Annotated in this window: 29 protein-coding genes; 22 read left to right on the forward strand and 7 right to left on the reverse strand. The window is 68.2% G+C overall.

All coding sequences use genetic code 11. The annotated features are described in order from the left end of the window. The first annotated feature begins 66 nt into the window (after positions 1-66). From QM806_RS15230 to QM806_RS15250, 5 genes are all read left to right on the forward strand, one after another. Positions 67-1,632, forward strand: coding sequence for a bifunctional uroporphyrinogen-III C-methyltransferase/uroporphyrinogen-III synthase (locus QM806_RS15230; protein ID WP_283291916.1), 1,566 nt, complete (start codon positions 67-69; stop codon positions 1,630-1,632). A 78-nt stretch (positions 1,633-1,710) separates the two neighbouring features. Next, positions 1,711-2,685, forward strand: coding sequence for a porphobilinogen synthase (gene hemB, locus QM806_RS15235; RefSeq protein ID WP_283291957.1), 975 nt, complete (start codon positions 1,711-1,713; stop codon positions 2,683-2,685). A 28-nt stretch (positions 2,686-2,713) separates the two neighbouring features. After that, entirely contained in the window at positions 2,714-3,319 is a 606-nt protein-coding gene (locus QM806_RS15240; protein WP_039952859.1) for a hypothetical protein, read from the forward strand. Positions 3,320-3,574: 255 nt separating this feature from the next. After that, positions 3,575-4,057: a transport-regulating membrane protein Mce1N gene (gene mce1N, locus QM806_RS15245; protein WP_054247687.1), complete on the forward strand. Its 483-nt coding sequence runs from the start codon at positions 3,575-3,577 to the stop codon at positions 4,055-4,057. Next, positions 4,054-4,389, forward strand: a complete 336-nt coding sequence (locus tag QM806_RS15250) for a hypothetical protein (protein ID WP_005258361.1) — start codon at positions 4,054-4,056, stop codon at positions 4,387-4,389. Before mce1N ends, QM806_RS15250 begins: the two co-directional genes overlap by 4 nt. Here QM806_RS15250 and QM806_RS15255 read toward each other — a convergent pair. After that, the gene (locus QM806_RS15255; RefSeq protein ID WP_005566484.1) at positions 4,321-6,267 is read right to left on the reverse strand and encodes an acyl-CoA dehydrogenase family protein; all 1,947 of its coding nucleotides are present in this window, start codon (positions 6,265-6,267) and stop codon (positions 4,321-4,323) included. The two genes, QM806_RS15250 and QM806_RS15255, sit on opposite strands and share 69 nt — an antisense overlap. Before the next feature lie 33 nt (positions 6,268-6,300). Between QM806_RS15255 and QM806_RS15260 the strand changes: the two genes are divergently transcribed. Further along, positions 6,301-6,759, forward strand: coding sequence for a DUF3099 domain-containing protein (locus QM806_RS15260; RefSeq protein ID WP_283291919.1), 459 nt, complete (start codon positions 6,301-6,303; stop codon positions 6,757-6,759). Between the two features lie 18 nt (positions 6,760-6,777). Here the strand turns inward: QM806_RS15260 and QM806_RS15265 are convergent, their stop codons facing one another. Next, complete coding sequence (locus QM806_RS15265) at positions 6,778-7,281, reverse strand: DUF427 domain-containing protein (protein WP_005566486.1); 504 nt, start codon at positions 7,279-7,281, stop codon at positions 6,778-6,780. Between the two features lie 23 nt (positions 7,282-7,304). After that, entirely contained in the window at positions 7,305-8,132 is an 828-nt protein-coding gene (locus QM806_RS15270) for an alpha/beta fold hydrolase (RefSeq protein WP_210461171.1), read from the reverse strand. 76 nt (positions 8,133-8,208) lie between these two features. Between QM806_RS15270 and QM806_RS15275 the strand changes: the two genes are divergently transcribed. After that, positions 8,209-8,667 carry a MarR family winged helix-turn-helix transcriptional regulator gene (locus QM806_RS15275; protein WP_206031912.1) on the forward strand — a complete coding sequence of 153 codons (459 nt, stop codon included), beginning with the start codon at positions 8,209-8,211 and terminating at the stop codon, positions 8,665-8,667. Here the strand turns inward: QM806_RS15275 and QM806_RS15280 are convergent. Beyond that, on the reverse strand, positions 8,627-9,142 hold the full coding sequence (locus QM806_RS15280; protein WP_007300753.1) for an Lrp/AsnC family transcriptional regulator: 516 nt from the start codon (positions 9,140-9,142) through the stop codon (positions 8,627-8,629). The two genes, QM806_RS15275 and QM806_RS15280, sit on opposite strands and share 41 nt — an antisense overlap. A 115-nt stretch (positions 9,143-9,257) precedes the next feature. Here QM806_RS15280 and hppD point away from each other — a divergent pair, with 115 nt between their 5' ends. From hppD to QM806_RS15330, 10 genes are all read left to right on the forward strand, one after another. Further along, entirely contained in the window at positions 9,258-10,466 is a 1,209-nt protein-coding gene (gene hppD, locus QM806_RS15285) for a 4-hydroxyphenylpyruvate dioxygenase (protein WP_054247691.1), read from the forward strand. Between the two features lie 33 nt (positions 10,467-10,499). Then, positions 10,500-11,264: an SDR family NAD(P)-dependent oxidoreductase gene (locus QM806_RS15290; RefSeq protein ID WP_283291924.1), complete on the forward strand. Its 765-nt coding sequence runs from the start codon at positions 10,500-10,502 to the stop codon at positions 11,262-11,264. Then, on the forward strand, positions 11,261-11,773 hold the full coding sequence (locus tag QM806_RS15295; RefSeq protein WP_182624624.1) for a VOC family protein: 513 nt from the start codon (positions 11,261-11,263) through the stop codon (positions 11,771-11,773). Before QM806_RS15290 ends, QM806_RS15295 begins: the two co-directional genes overlap by 4 nt. 61 nt (positions 11,774-11,834) lie before the next feature. Beyond that, positions 11,835-13,160 carry a glutamate-1-semialdehyde 2,1-aminomutase gene (hemL, locus tag QM806_RS15300; RefSeq protein WP_283291927.1) on the forward strand — a complete coding sequence of 442 codons (1,326 nt, stop codon included), beginning with the start codon at positions 11,835-11,837 and terminating at the stop codon, positions 13,158-13,160. Positions 13,161-13,239: 79 nt separating this feature from the next. Next, a complete protein-coding gene (locus QM806_RS15305) occupies positions 13,240-13,899 on the forward strand; it encodes a histidine phosphatase family protein (protein WP_005566498.1) in 660 nt (219 codons plus the stop codon). Next, complete coding sequence (locus QM806_RS15310) at positions 13,896-14,495, forward strand: TlpA disulfide reductase family protein (protein WP_005258349.1); 600 nt, start codon at positions 13,896-13,898, stop codon at positions 14,493-14,495. The genes QM806_RS15305 and QM806_RS15310 overlap by 4 nt, the downstream gene beginning before the upstream one ends. Beyond that, positions 14,492-15,322, forward strand: a complete 831-nt coding sequence (locus QM806_RS15315) for a cytochrome c biogenesis CcdA family protein (RefSeq protein WP_005252012.1) — start codon at positions 14,492-14,494, stop codon at positions 15,320-15,322. The genes QM806_RS15310 and QM806_RS15315 overlap by 4 nt, the downstream gene beginning before the upstream one ends. Then, on the forward strand, positions 15,319-16,983 hold the full coding sequence (resB, locus tag QM806_RS15320) for a cytochrome c biogenesis protein ResB (protein WP_005566500.1): 1,665 nt from the start codon (positions 15,319-15,321) through the stop codon (positions 16,981-16,983). Before QM806_RS15315 ends, resB begins: the two co-directional genes overlap by 4 nt. After that, positions 16,980-17,957: a c-type cytochrome biogenesis protein CcsB gene (gene ccsB, locus QM806_RS15325; protein ID WP_005566502.1), complete on the forward strand. Its 978-nt coding sequence runs from the start codon at positions 16,980-16,982 to the stop codon at positions 17,955-17,957. Before resB ends, ccsB begins: the two co-directional genes overlap by 4 nt. Positions 17,958-18,051: 94 nt before the next feature. Further along, positions 18,052-19,338 (forward strand): MinD/ParA family ATP-binding protein, encoded by a 1,287-nt coding sequence (locus QM806_RS15330; protein ID WP_064080650.1) that lies wholly within the window; start codon positions 18,052-18,054, stop codon positions 19,336-19,338. Between the two features lie 47 nt (positions 19,339-19,385). Here the strand turns inward: QM806_RS15330 and QM806_RS15335 are convergent, their stop codons facing one another. After that, on the reverse strand, positions 19,386-19,589 hold the full coding sequence (locus QM806_RS15335; protein ID WP_005252018.1) for a hypothetical protein: 204 nt from the start codon (positions 19,587-19,589) through the stop codon (positions 19,386-19,388). A 135-nt stretch (positions 19,590-19,724) separates the two neighbouring features. Then, positions 19,725-19,952, reverse strand: coding sequence for a BldC family transcriptional regulator (locus QM806_RS15340; RefSeq protein ID WP_005252019.1), 228 nt, complete (start codon positions 19,950-19,952; stop codon positions 19,725-19,727). A gap of 187 nt (positions 19,953-20,139) precedes the next feature. Between QM806_RS15340 and QM806_RS15345 the strand changes: the two genes are divergently transcribed. Next, entirely contained in the window at positions 20,140-20,517 is a 378-nt protein-coding gene (locus tag QM806_RS15345; RefSeq protein WP_005258331.1) for a DUF4229 domain-containing protein, read from the forward strand. After that, positions 20,514-21,623: an L-cysteine desulfhydrase Cds1 gene (gene cds1 / locus QM806_RS15350; protein ID WP_054248133.1), complete on the forward strand. Its 1,110-nt coding sequence runs from the start codon at positions 20,514-20,516 to the stop codon at positions 21,621-21,623. Before QM806_RS15345 ends, cds1 begins: the two co-directional genes overlap by 4 nt. On the opposite strand, the gene QM806_RS15355 is transcribed toward cds1, so the two are convergent. Continuing rightward, positions 21,611-22,156 carry a GNAT family N-acetyltransferase gene (locus QM806_RS15355; protein WP_005258327.1) on the reverse strand — a complete coding sequence of 182 codons (546 nt, stop codon included), beginning with the start codon at positions 22,154-22,156 and terminating at the stop codon, positions 21,611-21,613. The genes cds1 and QM806_RS15355 overlap by 13 nt on opposite strands. Positions 22,157-22,283: 127 nt before the next feature. Here QM806_RS15355 and QM806_RS15360 point away from each other — a divergent pair, with 127 nt between their 5' ends. The 3 genes from QM806_RS15360 (at position 22,284) to QM806_RS15370 (ending at position 23,889) form a co-directional block, all read left to right on the forward strand. Next, positions 22,284-23,036 (forward strand): lysophospholipid acyltransferase family protein, encoded by a 753-nt coding sequence (locus QM806_RS15360; RefSeq protein ID WP_005563677.1) that lies wholly within the window; start codon positions 22,284-22,286, stop codon positions 23,034-23,036. Between the two features lie 64 nt (positions 23,037-23,100). Beyond that, positions 23,101-23,316, forward strand: a complete 216-nt coding sequence (locus QM806_RS15365; RefSeq protein WP_005258323.1) for a hypothetical protein — start codon at positions 23,101-23,103, stop codon at positions 23,314-23,316. A 6-nt stretch (positions 23,317-23,322) separates the two neighbouring features. Further along, positions 23,323-23,889: a Clp protease N-terminal domain-containing protein gene (locus QM806_RS15370; RefSeq protein WP_283291937.1), complete on the forward strand. Its 567-nt coding sequence runs from the start codon at positions 23,323-23,325 to the stop codon at positions 23,887-23,889. Positions 23,890-23,896: the final 7 nt, after the last annotated feature.

Consider the following 23,896-nt stretch of genomic DNA (forward strand, 5'->3'; position numbering starts at 1 on the left):
GCCGACTGATCGGCCGATCCGCTTCCTGTACCCATCTCGACACATGATCGCACTGGAGAATTACCGATGAGCCGAGTCCGTAAGAACACCCCCGGACGAATCCTGTTCGTGGGATCCGGACCGGGCGATCCGGCACTGCTCACCGTGCACGCACGGGACGTCCTTGCCGCAGCGATCCTCGCCTTCACCGACCCCGACGTCGACAAGGGCGTCACGGTCCTGGTGGGCACCGACCTGGGCGTCGACGCCGAGACCGGTGAGCCGCTCGCGGAGGTCCGTCCCGCACTGGGTGAGCCGGCGGAGGTCGCGAAGACCCTCGTCCACGAGGCGAAGAACGGCCACGACGTCGTGCGGCTGGTGTCCGGCGACCCGCTGACCACTGACTCCGTGATCGCCGAGGTCACCGCCGTCGCCCGCACCCAGGTGCAGTTCGAGGTCCTGCCGGGCCTGCCGTCCGCGTCCGCCGTCCCGTCCTACGCCGGTATGGCACTGGGGTCGGGACACACCGAGGCCGACGTCCGCGGCGAGGTCGACTGGGCTGCCCTGGCCGCCGCACCCGGACCGCTGGTCCTGCATGCCACGTCGGGTCATCTCGCCGAGACGGCGAGCGCCCTCGTCGAGCACGGCCTGGCTCCGCAGACCCCGGCCGCCATCACGGTCCGCGGCACCACCCGCCAGCAGCGCACCGTGGAGGCAACCCTCGCGACGCTGAACGAGGCCGGTTCCGAACTGGTCGGTTCGCTGGTCGTGACGGTCGGCAAGGTCGTCGCCCAGCGCAACAAGATGTCCTGGTGGGAGTCGCGCGCACTGTACGGCTGGAAGGTCCTGGTGCCGCGCACCAAGGATCAGGCAGGCGAAATGAGCGACCGCCTCGTCACGCACGGCGCCATTCCGATCGAGGTGCCCACCATCGCCGTCGAGCCGCCCCGCAGCCCGGCGCAGATGGAACGGTCCGTGAAGGGCCTCGTCGACGGCCGGTACCAGTGGGTGGTCTTCACGTCCACCAACGCGGTGCGTGCGGTGTGGGAGAAGTTCGAGGAGTTCGGGCTCGACGCCCGCGCGTTCTCCGGCGTCAAGATCGCCTGCATCGGTGAGGCCACGGCCGCCAAGGTGCGCTCGTTCGGAATCAACCCCGAACTCGTGCCCTCCGGCGAGCAGTCGAGCGAAGGCCTGCTGGCCGAATTCGCCCCGTACGACGACGTGTTCGACCCGGTCAACCGGGTTCTGCTGCCCCGCGCCGACATCGCCACCGAGACGCTGGCCGAGGGCCTGCGCGAACGTGGCTGGGAAATCGACGACGTCACCGCCTACCGCACCGTCCGGGCTGCGCCGCCGCCGGCCGAGACCCGCGAGATGATCAAGACCGGTGGGTTCGACGCCGTCTGCTTCACCTCGTCCTCGACGGTGCGCAACCTCGTCGGCATCGCCGGAAAGCCGCACGCGCGCACCCTCGTTGCCTGCATCGGTCCGAAGACCGCCGAGACGGCCATCGAGTTCGGCCTGCGCGTGGACGTGCAGCCGGAGACCGCTCAGGTCGGCCCGCTGGTGGAGGCTCTCGCCGAGCACGCCGCGCGCCTGCGTGCCGAGGGCGCACTGCCCCCGCCGCGCAAGAAGTCCCGCGCTCGGCGATAGGCGCTACGCGCCTGTGCGCCTTTTTGGTTGTTCCCACTACCAAAAAGGCGCACGGGCCCGACGAAGGAGGGCATGTCCTTGTTCCCGACCCACCGACCGCGACGGCTTCGCCGGACACCGGCCCTGCGTCGTCTCGTCGCCGAGACTTCGCTCGAGCCACGGCATCTCGTGTTGCCGATGTTCGTCGCGGACGGTATCGACGAGCCTCGTGAGATCTCGTCGATGCCCGGTGTCTTCCAGCACACACCCGACTCGCTGCGGCGGGCGGCGAGGGAGGCGGTCGAGGCGGGACTCGGTGGACTCATGCTCTTCGGGGTGCCGCGTCCCGACGACAAGGACGCCGAGGGTTCCGGTGCATCCGATCCGGACGGCATCCTGAACCGCGGATTGCGCTGGCTCGCAGACGAAGTCGGCGATGCGACGGTGGTCATGGCGGACACCTGCCTGGACGAGTTCACCGACCACGGTCACTGCGGTGTTCTCGACGCGAGCGGTGCGGTGGACAACGACCTCACACTGCAGCGGTACGTCGACATGGCGGTCGCGCAGGCCGAGGCCGGCGCGCATCTGCTCGGTCCGAGCGGAATGATGGACGGCCAGGTCGCCGCCATCCGCAAGGCACTCGATGACGCGGGCTACGCCGACGTCGGTCAACTCGCGTACTCGGCGAAGTACGCATCGGCGTTCTACGGCCCGTTCCGTGAGGCCGTCGGTTCGTCGTTGCAGGGTGATCGCCGCACCTACCAACAGGATTCGGCCAATCGCCGGGAATCGCTGCGCGAGGTCGACCTCGACATCGACGAGGGTGCCGACATGGTGATGGTGAAGCCGGCGATGTCCTACCTGGACGTCCTGCGCGAGACGGCGGACCGTTCGCCCGTCCCCGTTGTGGCGTATCAGATCTCGGGCGAGTACTCCATGATCACGGCCGCCGCACAGAACGGCTGGATCGACCGGGACGCCGCGATCCTCGAATCGCTGACCAGTATCCGCCGCGCAGGCGCGGACGTCGTGCTGACGTACTGGGCGACCGAAGCGGCCGGCTGGTTGTGATCGTTTCGTCGGCGGATACGGTAGTGCCATGACCCAGCAGTGGCCACCGACACCGCCGCACCAGGCACCGCACCAGCAGGGCCCGTCTCCGCACAATTTGCCGTACCCCCCGCCGGTGCCGCAGCCGAAGCCGGAACGTCCGGCACCGGTCGACGTGGGCACCGCGGCGCAGCTGCTGTGGGCGGTGGCCGGGCTCGGTCTGATCCAGGCGCTGGCCGCGATGGTTCTGGTGGTGGGGGAGAAGTCGACGTTCGTCGACGAACTGATGAACAACCCCAGCGTTACCTCCGGCGAGGTCGACATGAGCCGCGACAGCGTGGAGTCGCTGTTCTACGTGGGTATCGGATTCACGGTCGTCCTCATCCTGATCCTCACCGGGCTGTTCCTCCTGTTCGTGCGTTTCATGCGTAAGGGCCGGAACTGGGCCCGGATGCTGCTCACCATCGCGTGCGTGATGATGGTGGTGTGGACCGTCCCGGTGCTCTTCGGCATCGGATCCGACGGGAGCGGCACCGCGCTCGCTCTGGGCGGCGTGCAGATTCTCCAGGCCGTGGTGGCCGTCGGCGCCGTCGTGCTGATGCACCGCAAGGATTCCAACAGCTACTTCCTGAGGTTGCCCCCCTCCGCCGAGTAGCTTCGATTTGCTCGTGAAATATAAAGATGTACCGTGAAGTACGTCACAAGGGCAGACCGCAGACTTCATTTCGACCGAAGGACTTTTCTCCATGCGCGCTGACGATCGAGCACACGGGTCTCGCAAGGAAGCACTGATGTTCGCCCTCATCGTGGCCTTCGTACTGCTGACCCTGTTGCTCGTCGTGATCCCGGGCGCCCTCTCCTGACGTGCCTCACGTTTTCCTCGCGGGCCACGATGTCGCAGGATGAGCGTGTGAGCGAACCAGCCGTCTTGTTCAGTGAGCCCGGCGCCCGCTGGCGGATGGTGGCGTTCGGTCCGGTGTTCTGCCTGATCGCATTGATCATCGAACTGCTCACCGGCCCGGTGGTGCACTGGTTCGCGCTGCCGCTGTTCGCGGTGCTGCTCAGCGGGTTCGTCTACGTGCAGGTGGTGGCCGCGCGCAGGCATGCCAGCGTCGAACTCACGACGTCGTCGCTGCGGCAGGGCACCGAAGACCTGCCGATCACCGAGATCGTGAAGATCATGCCCCCGGCCGACCCGGAGTCGTACGAGCAGCAGCCGTGGGAAACCGCCCGGAGTCTGGGAGAGCTGTCCGCGGTTCCCCGCCGGCGGACGGGCATCGGGCTGCGACTGCGGGACGGTGCCCTGGTGCAGGCGTGGGCCAAAGACGACGTAGCACTGCGCGCGCAGCTCGAATCGCTGCTCGCGAAGTCGGCGGGCGGGTCGGCGGAATGAACCGCCGGACCGTGGTGGTGGCAGCGGAGTGGATCGGCGCCGTAGCCGGTGTCGTCGCCGCGGTGTGGTGTTGGAACCACGCCCAGGTCACCTCGGAGTTCGGTCCCGTGGCGCCGGGTGCACCCTCCTTCGAGGGAACCGAGTATTCGGGGTCGTGGATCGCCGTCGCCGCCGGACTGCTGACGGTCGCGGGGTTGCTGGTGATCGACTCGGTACGCCGGTTCCGGTCCGGCCCGGCGGGCGAACCCGCCGAGCCGTCCTCGTCACCGGAAGATCTGGGTCTTGCGGACGGTGTCGGTCCCGGGACCGTCGAGCATCGCGGAGCCGAGTAGCGCCTCGGGAACCCCGAGTCCCTCGATCAACGTCTGCGCGTGCGGCCGCAGCGACCGGCAACGTTCGTTGATTCCCCGCTGCACCGCCTTCGACCGCTCCACCGACAGCTGCCGGTGCTCCATGAACCACGCCTTGTCCTCCTCGATCACGCTCAGCGCGTAGAGGTCGCAGACATCGCTCAGCAGGTCGCGGGCGTCGTCGTCCTCGCATTCGTCGATGCCGGCGACGAACGCCTCGAGCACGACCCGGTCGATGTGCGCCTGCGCGGCGTGCAGCACGTGATCCTGCACGAAATTGAAGGCGTCGAACGGGTTCTCCTCGCGCTTCTGCGCACCCTGGAGGCGACGGGCGGCGGTCGAGAGCAGGTACTGCTCGCGGTCCTCGAACATCGTCAGCTGGGTGCCGCGGTTGAAGAGGCTGCCGTCCTCCTCGTTGTCCTGCCTCGTGTCGAGGATCGTCTGGATGATCTGCTGCGCGGCGGTGCGCTTCTTGACGACGTCGGAGACCGTGGTGGCCGCGAAGCGCATCCATTCGACGGGGCTCATGCCGCGCACCTCGTCCGCGTAGGACGTGAGCAGTTCCTTGGCCACCAGCTGCGTCAGGACGTGGTTGTCGCCCTCGAACGTCGTGAACACATCCGTGTCCGCCTTGAGCGCCGTGAGACGGTTCTCGGCCATGTACCCGGCGCCGCCACACGCTTCACGGGCTTCCTGGATCGCACGGGTGGCGTGCCAGGTGTTCGCGACCTTGAGCCCGGCGGCGCGGCCCTCGAGCTCACGCTGTTCCTGGGGGTCGGCGTCGGCACTGCTCTGGATCTCGTGCATCTTGGCGACGAGCTCGTTCTGGGCGAACTGGAGCGCGTAGGAGCGTGCGATCAGCGGGAACAGCCTGCGCTGGTGGACGAGGTAGTCCATGAGCAGCACCTCGTCCTCGGCCTGCGGCGCATTGAACTGCCTGCGCTGCAACGCATATCGGGTGGCGATCGACAATGCGACGCGGGCGGCGGCGCCGGCGGACCCGCCCACCGTGACCCGTCCCCGCACGAGAGTGCCCACCATCGTGAAGAATCGGCGGTTCGCGTTGTCGATCGGCGAGGTGTACGTGCCGTCGGGTTCCACGTCCGCGTACTTGTTGAGTAGGTTCTCCCGCGGAATTCGGACCTGGTCGAACGTGATTCGGCCGTTGTCGACGCCGGGAAGCCCACCCTTGTAGCCACAGTCCGACGTGTGGACGCCGGGGAGGTCGTTGCCGTCCTCGTCCCGGATCGGTACCACGAAGCAGTGCACGCCCTGCGACTCGCCGCCCGTGATCAACTGCGCGAACACGGCCGCCATCGTCGCGTGCTGCGCCGCCCCGCCGATGTAGTCCTTGCGTGAGGACGGCGTGGGGGAGTGGATGACGAATTCGCCCGCGTCCGCGTCGTACGTGGCGGTGGTCTCGAGCGCCTGTACGTCGCTGCCGTGACCCGTCTCGGTCATCGCGAAACACCCCAGCAGATCCAGGGCGACGAGACGCTTCACGTACGCCTCGTGGTGGCGCGCGGTGCCGAGGTTCTCGATCGCGCCGCCGAACAGTCCCCACTGCACGCCGGCCTTGACCATCAGGGACAGGTCCGACATCGCGAGCATCTCGATGCTCGTGACTGCGGCTCCGGCGTCACCGGTGCCGCCGTGGTCTTTCGCGAATCCGTCGGCGGCGTAGCCGTTGCTCGCCAGCAGACGCAACTGCGCCAGCGTCTTGGCGCGGGCCTCGTCGAGGTCGGGGGTGTAGTGCGGTGCGAAGTCGGGGGAGCCGGACAGTTCCGCCCTGACACGCTCGCGTACCTCCCGCCAGCGTCCGTCGAGTGTGCTTCTCAGGTGGTCAGCTGTGGTGGCCATGACTCGACAGTAGCCGTCGCTCCGAGGCGCGTGATGTCGGTCGAGGAACGGATGGGGATCGTGGCCGCGGCTCTACGCATCTGCGATCCCGTTCTTCCGGCCGACCGTGGCACCGGCGATGGGTGTTGCGCTCTGCACTGTCCGGGGTATTCCGGTGTGGTGAACTTTTCCCGCGCACTACGGTCCGCCGTCACGGGTCCGACCTTCCGGTGGACCTCCGCGCCGAGTGGCACCGCCCGCCACCCGGTCAGCATCACCACGGCATCGGTGTCACTCGAGCAACAGCATCGGGTCCGGGTGCGCAAGTACGTGATCGTGTCGTCGTTGAGGATCCTCGCGTTCGTGCTGTCGGCGGTGGTCTACGGCCTGTCCGGCAACCCGTGGTTGGCTGTGGCGATCATCGGTGCGTCCCTTCCCTTGCCGTGGATCGTTGCCCTGATCGTCGACGACCTGCCGCCGTGGGAGAAGGACGAGTCCCACGGTAGCGGGTGAGGCGTCTGACCAGGACGATCACCAGAAGCGACTCCCGGGCACACCCTTGAACGGGCCCACCACCCGATCGGTGATCCACCCGCCGTAGAAGCCCCCCGTCTGGGGCCGAACCCGCTCGCCGTCGACGAAACAGCCGTCCATCGATCCCGGCATGACCGCAACGTGCCCGACGAGAGATTCGTACCCGGCGACCGGCCGGGGATAGTGCCACGCCGCACGCTCGGCGACGTGTCCGCCCGCGACGACGTCGAAATAATCCGCCCGCCCCTTCCACTCGCACACCGTGCTCCCGGCAACCGGATGCAAGACCCCCTCGGCGAAACACGTGCGCGGCAGGTAGTACGTCGGCGGGTGGCTCGTCTCGAGCAGACGCAGCGGGTTGCGCGTGCGTGCGACGAGTTGCCCGCCGAACCGCACCTCCACCAACTCGCCGCTCGGCTGGACCACGGGTGGCCGCGGATAGTCCCACACCGATTCCTGTCCCGGACCGACGGGGTCCGGGATCGGGTGGCCGCTCGTCATGCCGAGGTGCTGATCATCGCGAGCTATCCCACGGGGTCGCGCCAGAAGGCGGTGATCAGGTCGGCGAGTGCGGCCGGGTCGGCGATCAGGGGTGTGATGTGGCCGGCGCCGTCCACCGTGGTGGCCGCGGCGTGCGGCATCGTCGCCGCGGCGGCCCGTGCCTGCTCGAGGGAGATCATCGTGTCTGCGCGGGGGACGACCATCAGCGTCGGCGCCCCGATCCGGGGGAGGAGAGGGTCGAGGCCCTTGCGGTGCAGCATGATCGACTGCATCGCCTGGTGCATGCCGCGTCGCGGAGCCTGCCGGAAGCTGCGGGAGACGGCCCGGAATTGTTGCGGGTGCGTTCGTGAAAGCTCCTTGCCGAGAAGGACGTTCATCACCGCGGTGGTGAGCGGTGGAATCGGTCCGGCGATGCGGTAGGCCCACACCATCGGCACGATCCTGGCGCGTTCCCTGCGGGTGAGGGCCTGGGTCGGTGTCCCGATGGTGACCACGGTGCGGCACCGGTCGGGAGTGTCGGCGGCCGCGACGAGTCCGACGTGTCCACCCCAGGCGTTGCCCACCCAGTCGGCGGGCTCGGTGACGTCGAGCGCGTCGAGGACGGCGATTGCCGCCGTAGCGCACTCGTCCATCGTGAACCGCCGCTGTACGGCTGTGCTGGCCCCGTGGCCGGGTCCGTCGATCGAGATCAACTGCCGGTGCGCGACCAGATGGCTGCGCAGGGGCGCCCACGTCGTCGAGTCGACGAAAAGGCTGTGCCACAGCACGGTCGGCGGCCCGCTGCCGGTGACGTGGACGGCGAGGTTCCCGACGCTCGTCGGGACGGTTCGGGTGATCGATTGTGTGTCCATGGGATGCCCCAGGTGCGTGATGTCGAGTATTGCTTCGGAAACCGAAACTTCGGTAACCGTAGTATTCTCCTGTGTCATGGAACGGTCAAGAGGTCTGCCGTCCGATCGGCCGGCGGTGGGGCAGCTGCTGGTTCGTTTGCTGCACGAGTTCCGCCGGGAGTTGAGCGAGCCCATGGCGGAACGCGGTTACGGCGACATCCGCCCGCCGCATCTACAGATCTTCGGCAACATCGGCTGGGAGGGCCGGCGATTGACGGAGATCGCCTCCCGTGCCGAACTGAGTCTGTCCGCCGCGTCCGAACTCATCAACGATCTCGAGGACCTCGGGTACGTCGAGCGGATTCCGGACACGCGGGACCGGCGGGCGAAACTGGTCGTCCCGACCGCGCGGGGACGGCAGGCGCTGCAGGACGCCGCGGTGCGGGTCGCCGAGATCGAGCACCATTGGGGCGGCATCGTCGGCCACGACCGGTTCGACGACGCCTGCTCCGTGCTCAGTTCCCTGCTGGACGAGTTGAGTCCCGAGGACCGCTGACGGTTGGCGGCGGGGCCGCGGCGCGGACGAGTTGGTCGTGGCGCAGGGCGATCTGGGTTTGTGTCGCGATGACGGTCGACGAGCGTAATACGTTGTGCCCGTCGACGATCGAGTTGATCACCCGCTGCAGGTCCGCGTGGGTACGCGCCACCACGCGGACCAGGACGTCGCCGGCCCCGGTGATCGTGTGCGCCTCGAGCACTTCGGGGATGGCGGTCAGGTGCTCGACGACCGCGGCGTGCCCGTTGCCCTGGGCGATCTCGAGGGTGGCGAACGCGACCACCGGAAACCCCAAGGCCTCCGGGTCGAGGGTCGGTGCCGAACTGGTGATCACGCCGGTGCGTTCGAGCCGGTCGAGTCGCGCCTGGACGGTGCCGCGCGCCACTCCCAGGCGTCTCGACGCCTCGAGCACCCCGACCTTCGGCTCGGCGTGGAGCAGGTCGAGCAGTGCCGCGTCGAGTCGATCGATGCTCATGGCGTCCCTGGTCAATATGTAGGGTCCAACCGTATTTTCATCCAGCATCCTGTACAGATTGAGCAGCGTCAAGAGGCGCCGTTGCGCAGTGATGTGTGCTGGATCACAGTGGGATATGACTATCTCCGACATTCGCCTGACGCCCCGCGAGGTGGCCGCACATTTGGAGACCGACGAGCTCCGGCAGTTGGTCGGGCTCGTCGAACACGACGACGCGTCAGATCCGTTTCCCGTGGTCGCGATGGATGCCGTGGTATTCGCGTGCGGCAACGCGACGCAGAGCATGCAGTACTTCGTCTCCACCTGGGGCATGACCCTCGTCGCCTACGCCGGGCCGGAGACCGGTCAGCGCTCGCACAAGTCGTTCGTCCTCGAGTCCGGGTCGGCACGGTTCGTGCTGCACGGCGCCGTCGATCCGAAGTGCCCGCTCGCGGACCATCACCGGGCCCACGGCGACGGCGTGGTGGACCTGGCCATGGAAGTTCTCGACGTCGACCGCTGCATCGCGCACGCACGCTCGCAGGGCGCCACCATTCTCGAGGACCCGCGCGACGTCACGGATCAGTTCGGTACCGTGCGGCTCGCGGCGATCGCCACGTATGGCAGCACCCGGCACACCATCGTCGACCGCAGCCGGTACGACGGCCCGTATCTGCCTGGATTCGTCGCGCGCTCCAGCGGTTTCGCGGCGCGACCGGGTAAGCCCGAGCGGTTGTTCCAGGCGCTCGACCACGCCGTCGGCAACGTCGAAATGGGCCGGATGGATCACTGGGTACGGTTCTACAACCGGGTCATGGGGTTCACCAACATGGCCGAATTCGTCGGCGACGACATCGCCACGGAGTATTCAGCGCTGATGTCGAAGGTCGTGGCGAACGGCAATCACCGGGTGAAGTTCCCGCTCAACGAACCTGCGGTGGGAAAGAAGAAGTCGCAGATCGACGAATATCTCGACTTCTACGGTGGGCCGGGCTGCCAGCATCTGGCCCTCGCGACCGGAGACATCCTCGCGACAGTGGACGCGCTGCGCGCCGAGGGCGTCGAATTCCTGAAGACACCCGACGCGTATTACGAGGACCCGCAGCTGCGTGCCCGGATCGGCACGGTGCGGGTGCCGGTGGAGGAACTGCAGAAGCGCGGAATCCTCGTCGACCGCGACGAGGACGGATACCTCCTGCAGATCTTCACCACACCGCTCGGCGACCGGCCGACCATCTTCTTCGAGCTGATCGAACGGCACGGTTCGCTCGGGTTCGGGGCGGGCAACTTCCAGGCCCTGTTCGAATCCATCGAGCGTGAGCAGGCGGCCCGCGGCAATCTGTGAACCTCCGATCGGCACGCAGTGCATCATCGACTGATGGAGGACACGGATCGGGGAACGTTCGCAGGGAAGGTCGCTCTCGTCACCGGGGCGTCCTCGGGGCTCGGGTACGCCGTGGCCCGGCTCCTCACCGACCGGGGCGCCCGCGTGTTCGGGGTCGCGCGGGACGGGGATGCGCTGCGGCAGGCCATGATCGAGATCGCCGGACCGGAGGCCGCGGGGCACTGTGCGCCGGCGGACGTGGCGTCGCCGGAAGCGTGCAGCGGGGCCGTGGCGGCCTGCGTCGACGGGCTCGGCGGTCTCGACGTCCTGATCAACGTCGCCGGTTCGCACACCCTCCGGCACACCGCGGACGTCACGGACGAGGACTGGGCGCGCGATCTCGCCGTGAACCTGAACGGGCCGTTCTACCTGTCGCGGGCAGCGTTGCCGCATCTGCTCGAACGCGGAGGCAACATCGTCAACGTCGCATCCGTCGCCGGACTGCAGGGGCAGGCGTACTCGGCCGGCTACTGCGCGGCCAAGCACGGACTGGTGGGCCTCACCCGCGCGATGGCACTCGAATTCACCGGCACACCGCTGCGGATCAACGCCGTCTGCCCGGGCGGGATGATGACGCCGCAGGTCACGAACTTCGCGTTCCCCGACGGTGTCGATTTCGAGCTCGTCATGAAGTCTGCCTCCCCGAGAGGGCTGATGGAACCCGAGGACGTGGCGAAGACGGTGGCCTTCCTCGCATCCGACGACGCCTCCGCCATCCACGGAGCCGTGTACTCGGTGGACAACGGGAAGATGGCATGAGTCTCGTCGAAGGCCCGATCTTCCAGATCTGCTGGGTCGTCGACGACATCGAGTCGGCGGAGCGGTACTTCACCGAACAGCTGGGCGTCGCGCGATGGCTGCGGCTCCCGGACGTGCACTTCGGACCCGAGCAGTGCACGTACCGCGGGCAGCCCGCCGACTACGTGGTCCACGTGTCGCTCGGATACGCCGGCGGGCAGCAGCTCGAACTGATCCAGCCGGTGTCGGGACGCAACCTGTACGCGGAACAGCTGGAGACCAGCGGTCCCGGCGTCCATCACGTGGCCTGGGTTCCCGAAGACTTCGAGGCCACCCTCGCCGAAGCCGGACGCCGGGGACTGCCGGTGGTGCAGCGCGGCCGGTTCGAGGGCGTCGGGATGGAGTTCGCGTACCTCGAGGGCGGCCCGCTCGGCGGTTACGTGGAACTGATGAAGCTGTCCGAGGAGATGCGGGCGATGTTCGCCTCGCTCGTCCCGGAATCGCCCGGCGCGACGGATCGGGCAGAGTGATCCTGGCCACCCACTACACCCTGTCGTTGGCAAATTCGACAGAACTGGGACACTGGAGGCCGTGACTGTTTCCTCCGGTGACCCCGACGTGCACGCATCCCGCTCCGCCCAGCTCTTCGAGAGGGCTGATCTGGTCATTCCCGGCGGCGTCAACTCCCCGGTGCGGGCCTTCCACTCGGTCGGCGGCACCCCCCGGTTCATCAGGGAAGCGTCCGGTTACACGCTCACCGACGTCGACGGCAACGACTACGTCGACCTCATCTGCTCGTGGGGACCGATGATCCTCGGGCACGCGCACCCCGCCGTCGTCGAGGCAGTGCAGAAAGCGGCCGCCACCGGCCTGTCGTTCGGCGCACCCACCGAGGGCGAGATCGAACTGGCCGAGGAGATCGTCGGCCGGGTCGCGCCGGTGGAGAAGGTGCGCCTGGTCAACTCCGGCACCGAAGCCACCATGAGCGCCGTCCGCCTCGCCCGCGGTTTCACGGGCCGAACCAAGGTCCTCAAGTTCTCCGGCTGCTACCACGGACACGTCGACGCCCTGCTGGCCGACGCCGGTTCGGGGCTCGCCACGTTCGGCCTTCCGACATCGCCCGGCGTGACGGGCGCGCAGGCCGAGGACACCATCGTCGTTCCCTACAACGACCTCGACGCCGTCGCCCAGGCCTTCGCCGCGAACGAGGGCGCGATCGCGTGCGTCATCACCGAGGCCGCCGCCGGCAACATGGGCGCAGTGGCGCCGCAGCCCGGATTCAACGAGGGCCTGCGGAAGCTGACCAGCGACAACGGCGCGCTGCTCATCATGGACGAGGTGATGACCGGATTCCGCGTCAGCTCCGCCGGCTGGTACGGACTCGACGGCGTCGCCGGTGACCTGTACACGTTCGGCAAGGTGATGAGCGGTGGTCTGCCCGCCGCCGCATTCGGTGGCCGCGCCGACGTCATGGCGCATCTCGCCCCGGCCGGACCCGTCTACCAGGCAGGCACCCTGTCCGGGAACCCCGTCGCCGTCGCCGCCGGGCTCGCCAGCCTGCGCGCCGCCGACCAGGGCGTGTACGACGCACTCGAGCACAACAGTGCCACCCTGCGGACCCTGCTGTCCGACGCGCTGACCGCAGAGAGCGTGCCGCACCGGGTGCAGACCGCTGGGACGATGCTCAGCGTGTTCTTCAGCGAGGACCCGGTGACGAACTACGCCGAGGCCAAGGCCGCCCAGACCTGGCGCTTCCCGGCGTTCTTCCACGGGCTGCTCTCACGCGGTGTGTACCCGCCGCCGAGCGCGTTCGAGGCGTGGTTCGTCTCCGCCGCCATGGACGACAGAGCATTCTCGATCATCGCCGACGCCCTGCCGCACGCCGCGAAGGCCGCCGCCGCGGCCGTCCAGCCCTGACGTGTCCTCCCCCCTCGCAGCCGGCAGCCTTGCCGCCGACACCCACCCGCCCTCCCGTCCCGACCCGAGGAACCGCAACGTGACCGAAGCCGATCATCCCGACCACACACAGACCCGCACCATCGTGCACGTGCTCCGGCACGGCGAGGTGCACAACCCGCGAGGAATCCTCTACGGCAGGCTCCCCGGGTTCCGGCTGTCGGTGACGGGTGAGGCGCAGGCCCGCGCGGTGGCGTCGGTGCTGGCCAAGCACGACATCACGCACGTGGTGTCCTCGCCGCTGCAGCGGGCGCAGGAGACGGCGGTTCCGATCGCCGACGCGCACGGCGTCGAGATCGCGACCGACGAGAACCTCATCGAGGCAGGCAACGAATTCGAGGGCCTCAAGGTGTCCGTCGGCGACGGCGCGCTGTCCCGTCCCCGGCACTGGTGGAAACTGCGCGACCCGTTCACACCGTCCTGGGGTGAGCCGTACCTGCAAATCGCGCACCGCATGCTGGCCGCCGTCAACAGCGCCCGCGTGTCGGCGGTGGGCCACGAGGCCGTCGTCGTCAGCCACCAGCTCCCCGTCTGGACCCTCCGCCGATTCCTGCAGGGGGAGCGGCTGTGGCACGACCCGCGGCACCGCCAGTGCGGTCTCGCGTCGCTGACGTCCCTCGTCTACGAGGGCGACACCCTCATCGACATCGTGTACTCGGAGCCCGCGGGCGCGTCGGATCCGAGGGTGACCGGGGCATGAGTCGGGGGCGCTTCGCCGGGCTTCTCGCGGTGATCTGTACGGCCGCGGTGTCGCTGTCGGCGTGTGCGTCCGGCGACGACGCCGTGGCCCAGGGCGGCACGTTCGACTTCGTGTCGCCGGGCGGACAGACGGAGATCTTCTACGACCCGCCCGCCGACCGCGGCACCATCGGCACGGTGTCCGGACCCGATCTGATGACCGAGGGCAAGACCACCTCGCTCGACGATTTCGAGGGGCAGGTCGTGGTCCTCAACGTGTGGGGGCAGTGGTGCGGCCCGTGCCGGGGTGAGGCCAACGACCTCGAGCAGGTGTACGAGGAGACCAAGGATCAGGGAGTGTCGTTCCTCGGGATCAACGTGCGGGACAACCAGCAGGACAAGGCGCAGGACTTCGTGATCGACAACAAGGTGTCGTATCCGTCGATCTACGACCCCGCCATGCGGACGATGATCGCGCTGGGGCAGAACTACCCCACGAGCGTCATCCCCACCACGATCGTGCTCGACCGGGACCACCGCGTGGCCGCGGTGTTCCTGAAGGAACTGCTCGCCGAGGACCTGAAGCCGGTGGTCGAACGGGTGGCGCAGGAATCGTGAGCACCAGCACTACCCTTCTCGCCGGTGGCGTCGGCGACGCCTTCCAGTCCACTGCTGCATCCGGACCGCTGCTGCTCGCGCTCGGCGCGTGCGTCCTCGCCGGTCTGGTGTCGTTCGCGTCGCCGTGCGTCGTGCCCCTCGTGCCCGGATACCTGTCCTACCTCGCGGGTGTGGTCGGCGCGGACGCCCCGGCCGTCACCGCGGAGGAGGCGGCCACCCGCACGAAGACGGTCGCCGACGGTCGGCTGCGGGTCGCGGGCGCCGCGGCCCTGTTCGTCGCCGGTTTCACCGTGGTGTTCGTGCTGGCCACCGCGTCCGTGTTCGGCGCCATCTCGGCGCTCGCGATCAACCGCGACATCCTGATGCGGGTCGGCGGGGTGGTCACCATCGCCATGGGCCTGGTGTTCATCGGCCTGATCCCGGCCCTGCAGCGCGACACGAGGCTCGAGCCGCGCCGCATCTCCAGCCTGGCCGGGGCCCCGCTGCTCGGTGCCGTGTTCGCACTGGGCTGGACCCCGTGCCTCGGCCCCACCCTGGCGGGTGTCATCTCACTGGCCGCAGGCACCGACGGTGCCACCGCCGCCCGCGGAGTGGCCCTGATCGTCGCGTACTGCCTCGGCCTCGGGTTGCCGTTCGTGATCCTGGCGCTCGGCTCGTCCCGGGCGCTGCGCGGTGTCGGCTGGCTGCGCCGCAACGCGCGCACCATTCAAATCTTCGGCGGAATCATGCTGGTGGCCGTGGGCGTCGCCCTCGTCACCGGCGCGTGGGACCAGTTCGTCGGCTGGGTTCGCGACGCCTTTATCTCGGAAGTGACCCTCCCTATATGAGCGACACCCAGATTTCCGAGGCCCCGGAAGCCGCACCGGTGCCCCGTCAATCGCTGCCGGGCCGCGCGTTCGCGGTCGTCCGCAACACCTGGCGTGGCCTCACGTCCATGCGCACGGCGCTGGTGCTGCTGTTCCTGCTGGCCCTCGCGGCCATTCCCGGCGCGCTGCTCCCGCAGCGCAGCCTCAACGCGGGCAAGGTCGACGAATACATCTCGAATCGGCCGACCCTCGGTCCGTGGATGGACAAGCTCGAGCTGTTCGACGTGTTCGGCAGCTTCTGGTTCACCGCGATCTACGTCCTGCTCTTCATCTCCCTCGTCGGCTGCATCCTGCCGCGCTGTGTCGACCACGCCAAGGCGCTGCGCACCCGTCCGGTGCCTGCCCCGCGGAACCTCGCGCGACTGCCGCACCACCACGAGGACCGCGTCGACGAGACGCCGGAGGAACTCGCCGCCCGCATCCGCACCCACCTGAAGGGGTGGCGGGTCGAGACCCGCGCGGGCGGGGAGCGCGCCGCGCACGACGGCGAGATCACCATCTCCGCGGAGAAGGGCTACTTCCGCGAGCTCGGCAACCTGGTCTTCCACCTGTCGCTCGTGGCGCTGCTCGTCGCGATCGCCGTCGGCAAGCTGTTCGGCTACGAGGGCAACGTCATCGTGGTCGCCAACAACGGTCCCGGCTTCTGCACCACGTCGCCCGCGGTCTTCGACTCGTTCAAGGCGGGCAACACGCAGGACGGCACCGGCATGACGCCGCTGTGCGTCAAGGTCAAGGACTTCGCGGCCGACTACCTCGACAGCGGTCAGGCCGAGATGTTCACATCCAACATCGCCTACCAGGCCGGCGACGACCTCGAGACGAACACGTGGCGGGACGGACAGTTGCAGGTCAACCACCCGCTTCGCGTCGAGGGCGACCGCGTCTACCTGCAGGGGCACGGGTACGCGCCGACGTTCACCGTCACGTTCCCGAACGGGGAAACCCGCACCGAGACGCTGCAGTGGCGTCCCGACGACGCGACGACGTTCCTCAGCAGCGGTGCGATGCGGTTCGACCCGCCCGGCGGCATGTACACCGACACCGACGAGCGCCGGAAGAATCAGATCGCGATCGAGGGACTGTTCGCCCCGACCGCGCTGTTGCACGGCAATCTGCTGGCGTCGAGCTACCCGGCCATGAACGACCCGGCCGTCGCCATCGACATCTACAAGGGCGACACCGGCCTCGACACGGGCAATCCGCAGTCGCTGTTCTCGCTGAACACCGAATTGATCAACCAGGGCCGGCTCGTGAAGCAGGACCGGGTGAATCTGAAACCGGGGGAGAGTTCGACGCTGGCCGACGGCACCCAGGTGCGGTTCGACGGTGCCGTGGACTTCGTGAACCTGCAGGTGTCGCACGACCCGGCGCAGCAGTGGGTGCTGGTGTCGGCGCTGACGATGATGGCCGGACTGCTCGTCTCGCTGCTGGTCAAGCGTCGCCGCGTGTGGGCCCGCATCTACCCCGCGGACGCGTCCGATCTTGACCCACGACGTACTGTAGTAGAGCTTGGTGGACTCGCCCGGACCGATCAGGCCGGCTGGGGCGACGAGTTCGGCCGACTCTGCACCCGTCTGCTCACGGACGACACGAAGCCTGACGCGCAGGAGAGCCAACGATGACGACCAACGAGACACTGGCGCAGTACAGCGACTGGGCCTTCCGATCTGCCTTCACCGTCCTGGTGCTGGCACTCGTGCTGCTCATCGTGCAGTACGCGTCCACCCGGGCGCAGGCAGTGCAGGACCGGGAACTCGTGTCGGCAGGCTCCGGTGCACGCTCGGCCGACGCGCCCTCGGTGCCCGGTCGACTGGTCGAGCAGCCGAAGAAACCCATGTCCGAGCGCTTCGGCGGCATGGGCGCGGCCGTGCTCGTCGTCGGCACGGTGCTGATCTTCGCGTCGATCGTGCTGCGCGGATTCGCGACCGAGCGGTTCCCGCTCGGCAACATGTACGAGTTCGTCACGATGGCCTGCGCAGCGGCACTCGTCGTCGGTCTCGCACTCCTGTCGAAGCCGGCGTACCGGTCGATGTGGGTGTTCCTGCTCGTCCCCGTCCTGATCCTGATGTTCCTCGCCGCCACCGTGCTGTACGCGGACGCGGCACCCGTGGTGCCCGCACTGCGGTCGTACTGGCTGCCCATCCACGTCACCATCGTGAGCGTCGGTTCCGGTGTGTTCCTGGTGTCGGGCATCGCGAGCCTGCTGTTCCTGCTGCGCATGCGGTACCCGCGCGGCGAGGAAGGAACGGGCGTGTTCGCGCGGATCGCGGAGCGGCTACCCGACGCGCAGACCCTGGACCGGCTGGCATACAAGACCACCATCATCGGGTTCCCGCTGTTCGGCGCGGGCGTCATCCTCGGCGCCATCTGGGCCGAGGCCGCCTGGGGCCGATTCTGGGGCTGGGACCCCAAGGAGACGGTGTCGTTCATCGCCTGGGTGATCTACGCCGCCTACCTCCACGCCCGTGCGACGTCGGGATGGCGCGACACCAAGGCCGCTTGGATCAACGTGGCGGGCTTCGTCGCGATGCTGTTCAACCTGTTCATCATCAACATGGTGGTGTCGGGATTGCACTCGTACGCGGGCCTCAACTGACGGTAGTCACCGACTGATATCCTTCCGCCGCGACGTCTCCGATCGGTGTGATTCGGTGGGGACGATGGAGACTTCACGAGGGGGATGTTGAGTCATGTCCGAAAACAACGCCGGCATGTGGGAGCCGGTACGGCCTGCATCGAATCCGCCCGGGGACGACCACGCATCGGCCGCCGCGTGGAACGCCGCGCGGCAGGCTCCGTACGTTCAGCCGCAGGGTCCCAACCCGTTCGCGCAGCCCGGTGTCCAGGCCCCGGCCGCCGCACCCGCGCGGCCGCAGACCCAGGCCCCGGCCGCCGCTCCCGTCCCGCAGCAGGCCCCGGCCCCGCAGCAGACTCCCGTGCAGGGAGCGTTCACGCCGCCGCAGCAGGCGCCGGTCCAGCACGCACCCCAGCAACCCCGCCCGCACACCACGAATGCCGATCAGCAGTACGCGGTGTCGGCGCGTGACCTGTCGACGTCGCTGCTCCTCAAGCAGGTCAAGCCGGCCCCCACCACGGGATGGCGCAAGGCGCTGTACCAACTGTCCGGCCGCTACATCAACGTCGGCAACAGCGCGAAGGAACAGCGCCGGATCGAGCTGACCAAGCAGGTCAACCAGCCGCTGCAGGGCTGCTACAAGATCGCGCTGCTGAGCCTCAAGGGCGGAGTGGGCAAGACCACCACCACCGCGACCCTCGGCTCCACGTTCGCGTCACTGCGCGGCGACCGCGTCATCGCCGTCGACGCCAACCCCGACCGGGGCACGCTCAGTCAGAAGATTCCCCTCGAGACCCCGGCCACGGTGCGCAATCTCCTGCGCGACGAGCAGAGCATCGAAAAGTACAGCGACGTCCGCAGTTACACGTCGCAGAGCCGGCACCGGCTCGAGGTGCTCGCGTCCGACAGCGACCCGGCGGTGTCGGAGGCGTTCAGCGCGGACGACTACTCGCGGACCGTCACGATGCTCGAGAAGTTCTACAGCATCGTCCTCACCGACTGCGGCACCGGACTGATGCATTCCGCCATGCAGACCATCCTCGAAGAGGCCGACGCGCTCGTGGTGGTCAGCTCGGGGTCCGTCGACGGCGCCCGCAGCGCCTCCGCGACCCTCGACTGGCTCGACGCCCACGGATACCGCGAACTGGTGTCCCGGTCGGTGGCCGTCGTCAACGCAGTCCGCCCGCGGTCGGGCAAGGTGGATCTGCCGAAGGTCGTCGAGCACTTCGAGCAGCGGTGCCGCCTGGTCCGGCTGATTCCGTTCGATCCGCACCTCGAAGAGGGCGCCGAGATCGAACTGGAGCGACTGCGTCCCAAGACGCGCAACGCTCTTCTCGAACTGGCCGCTGCGGTGGCGTCGGACTTCCCGGCGTCCAGTTTCGCGCTACAGGATCGTCGCTGAGGCAATGAGACCGAGGGTGCCGGATCGACCGGCACCCCGGCTTCGGCTCACCCGGCGGGGTCCGCCGGACCGGCATCGGGTTCGTCGGACTTCTTCCGACGGGTCTCCCGATCGACCTTCCAGAGGAAATCCGGATCGTCGTCGGGTCCCTGCACCCGATTGCTGAGCACGGGCCTGGTGTTCGGGCCGAACGCCTTCCAGAGCAGGACCGCCACTGTCACGAGCCCGATGAGTGCCAACAGATAGATCACCGCGCACCTCCTTACACCGCTCGAGGGTAGCCGGTATCCCTGAGCGTAGCCGCGTCGGCGGCAGAGGGCACTTATCCGGTCGCAGGGCGTCCGGGTAGTGCGGTCGCGGTCAGCTCTACGGCTGCCCGCCCAATATCAGGGTCGGCCCGCCTCCGTCGTCAGGGAGCGGAGCAGCTGCATGACCTCGGCCTCGCGGAAGCGGCGGTGCCCGCCGGGGGTGCGCAGCGATCCGAGCCGGCCCGCGTGCGCCCATCGCGTCACGGTCTTCGGGTCGACATGGAACAGGGCAGCCACCTGGCCCGGGGTCATGAGGGCTTCGTTGGATCCGCTGAATCCGGGTCCGTTGTAGGTGGGTGCGCTCATCGACGGTCCTCCACTGCTTTCGACTGGTCTGTGCTGAAGCCGGCCGCTGTTGCGACTGATCTCGGTCATCGTGACATCTGGCCCCCCGGGTACTCGAACGATCTAATGTTGGTAAAGGGGAGGTAATAGACAAATCGGATAAGTCGGACGTGTGAGGGGCGGGCTCGGCGATGGGTAACCTGGGAGCGTGAGTGAGTCATCCGAGAAGCCAGAAGACCAGGTCGAGCGCCCCGTCACAGCCGATTCGAGCGCACCGGCGAAGCAGGACGGGCGGGTGACCAAGGGGCAGCTGGCGCGCGACGTCGCGATCTATTCGATCGCCCGGCTGCTGCTGGTCGTCGTCATCGGCGCCATCATCCTCGGGGTGGCTGCACTAGTCGGAGTCGCCGTGCCGCTGCTCGTCGCCGCCATCTTCGCGGTCCTCATCGCACTCCCGCTGTCGCTGCTGCTGTTCGCGAAACTCCGCCGGCGGGTCAACGAGGGGATCGCCGCGTTCGACGCGCAGCGTCGCGCCGACCAGGCCGACCTGCGTGCCAGGCTCCGCGGTGAGGGCACGTCCCGGTGACGGACGGCGACTGCGTCGTCATCGACCGGAGCTTTCCGCGTGACTGGGTGGACAACGCTGTCCGTCTCATCGACGCCGACGCGCAGCGCAGCGCCGACACGCACCTGCTGCGGTACCCGTTGCCCGTCGAATGGGGTGTGCAGCTCTACCTGAAGGACGAGTCGACCCACATCACGGGCAGCCTCAAGCATCGGCTGGCCCGATCGCTGTTCCTCTACGCGATCTGCAACGGATGGATCACCGAGGGGACCACGGTCATCGAGGCGTCCTCGGGGTCCACGGCCGTCAGCGAGGCGTACTTCGCGAAGATGCTCGGACTCGACTTCGTGGCCGTCATGCCGCGCAGCACGAGCGGCGCGAAGATCGCCCTCATCGAGGCGCAGGGCGGTCGCTGCCACTTCATCGACCGGCCGCCGGAGATCTACAGCGAGGCCCGACGGCTCGCCGCGGAGACGGGCGGTCACTTCATGGACCAGTTCACGCACGCGGAGCGGGCCACCGACTGGCGGGGCAACAACAACATCGCCGAGTCGATCTACCACCAGATGATTCGTGAAGAGCACCCGGTGCCGCAGTGGCTCGTCATGAGCGCCGGCACCGGCGGCACCAGCGCGACGCTGGGCCGGTACATCCGCTACCGCAGGCACGCGACCCGGCTGCTCGTGGTGGATCCGGAGAACTCGGCGTTCTTCGGCGGCTACGACACCAACTCCTGTGACTACGCGACGGGGATGCCCTCGCGCATCGAGGGCATCGGCAGGCCGCGGGTGGAGCCGTCGTTCGTCGGGCAGGTCATCGACCGGATGATGCGGGTGCCCGACGCCGCGTCCATCGCGGCGGCTCGGCACGCCAGTTCGGTGCTGGGTCGCCGGGTCGGCGGTTCCACGGGCACGAACCTGTGGGGTGCGTTCACCGTCGTCGCGGAGATGCTCGCGGCCGGACGGTCCGGCAGTGTGGTCACGATCCTGTGCGACGGCGGCGAACGCTACGCGGACACCTACTTCGACGACGACTGGGTGGCCGGGGAGGGTATCGACCTCACCGGTCCGACCGCGGTGCTCGACCGCTTCGCGGCGACCGGGGAGTGGCCCGGTCAGCCCGGCTGAGGCGCGGTCGCGCCGGTACGCACCGGCGCCGTCACCGGGCGGGACATCGTGACCCGCGGCCACGCGGCGAGGCCGTGCCGGGCCTCGTCGGCGCGGATGCGTGACAGGCCCGGGGTCAGGGCGTCCTCCGGCAGGGGGCGGAAACCCAGCCGCTCGTAGTAGGGGGCGTTCCACGGGACGTCGACGAACGTGGTGAGGGTGAGGGCGGGCAGCCCGCGGACCGCCGCCCACGACGAGATCTCGTCGAGGAGCAGGGCGCCGAGGCCCTGACGGGCGTGGCCGGGGTGGACCGACACCTGCTCGATGTGGGCGGCCCCGTCGACCACGGCGACGAGTGCGTATGCGACCGGGGCATCGTCTGCGTCGACCGCGACCCAAATGCATTCCAGCTGGAGGTATTCGGTCAACTCGTCGAGTGTGAACGGGGGATCGTCGGCGACGGCGTCCATTCCGATGTCACGAAACGGCGCTCCCGCCGCGATTTCGATGTCTTGCAGGACGGGCAGGTCGGTGGAAATGGCCGGGCGGATCACAGGTCTTTTGTACCCGAAATCGTGCTGTTCGCACAGTTTCCCTGCACTTTCCCGAAACTTACTCCACCGTAGGCTACGCAACCGTAGGTTGGTAGCCTGGCGATAGGACGACGGAGTGGGGACGAGCATGGACAAGCCCGAGGTAACTCTCGAGAACTACGAAGCGGTGTACGCGTACTACCGCGACCATCAGCAGAATCGGATGCTCGCCAAGCTGGCGTACGCGTCGCTGTATGCGAAATACCGGCCGCGGGTCGTGTACGCGGACGACGCGAAGGCGCAGCTCGCCGGGCTCGTGAAGTCCGGCAGGGTGCTGATCGTCGCCGCCAATCACATCACCCACAGCGACCAGTACACGCTTGCGGCCACGGCCTGGAACACGCCGTTGCGCCGCGCGATCGGACGCACCCGGGTGCTCGCCAAAGACGAATTGTTCGTCGACCCCGACTTGCACAAGAAGGTCGACATGATGGGCGGCATCCCGGTGTTCCGCAGCAAGAACTACGGGCTCCGGGCGGTCGCCGACGCGGGCCGCCTCATGATGGACATCTCCTCCGAACGGCTCTGTCGCGGTGACAACCTGGCGATCTTCCCCGAGGGCACGTGCAACGAGGACGACCCGACCCGCCTGCAGCACATCAACAGCGGAATCGGTCACATCGCGAAACGTGCGGCAGATCGCGGAGTCTCACCCGTGCTGCTGTCCATCGGCATCAGTTACGGGCCGGACGCCCACGGGCCCGACCCCGAGAACGTGAAGTCGGCCAGCGTCTTCGTCGGGGAACCGCTGTTCGACCTCCCGGCGAAGCCGATGGACATCGCCCACGTCGTGCAGAAGGAACTGCAGATCGCCGTCGACGGGGCGGTCGCCGCGTACTGACGGCCGCCCCGAGATCTGTCAAGGCGGGTTGACACCCGGTCGGTGTCAACCTAAATTGACATGCATGACCGAAGCAACCACGCTCGCCGCAGCGGCGGGCAGCCCCGACCCCGCCGAGGGGTTGCGGGCCGTGCGTGCGCTGCGGCGTCTCCTCGAACGGCTCGAGGCCATCCAGGTCGCCAACGCCCGCGCCCAGGGCTGGTCCTGGCAGGCGATCGCCGATTCCCTCGAGGTGAGCAGGCAGGCCGTCCATCAGAAGCACAATCGGAGAGGGAGGTAACGGCGCATGTTCGAACGATTCTCGATGGACGCCCGGGCGGTGGTGATCGGCGCGCAACAGGAAGCGCGCGCACTGAAGTCGCCCCAGATCGGGCCCGAACACCTCGTACTCGCGCTGCTGTCCGCGAAAACCGAACCCGTCCACGGCATCCTCGCCGACGCCGGCGTCGAGGAGGAGACGTCGCGATCGACCGTCGCGACCCGCGGCACGGCCTTGAGCGACGCCGACGCGGAAGCGCTCGAATCGATCGGGATCGACCTCGACGCGGTGCGGCAGAGCCTCGAGCAGAACTTCGGCAAGGGCGTCCTCGATCCCGAAGAGCCGGCGGAGAAGCGCGGCTGGTTCGGCCGGAAGTCGGGGCACATCGGGTTCACCCGCGACGCGAAGAAGGCGATCGAACTGTCACTGCGGGAGGCGCTGGCGCGCAAGGACGATCACATCGGCGCCGAGCACATCTTCCTCGGAGTGCTGCGAGTTGCCGACGGCACGACACGGGAGATTCTCGAGGTCCAGGTCGGTGTCGGCGAACTCCGACGTCGCATCCACGCGGCACTCGACGACCGCGCGGCCTGACCATCCC

It is taken from the genome of Rhodococcus sp. IEGM 1351, from assembly GCF_030056875.1.
GTDB classification, from domain to species: domain Bacteria; phylum Actinomycetota; class Actinomycetes; order Mycobacteriales; family Mycobacteriaceae; genus Rhodococcus_F; species Rhodococcus_F opacus.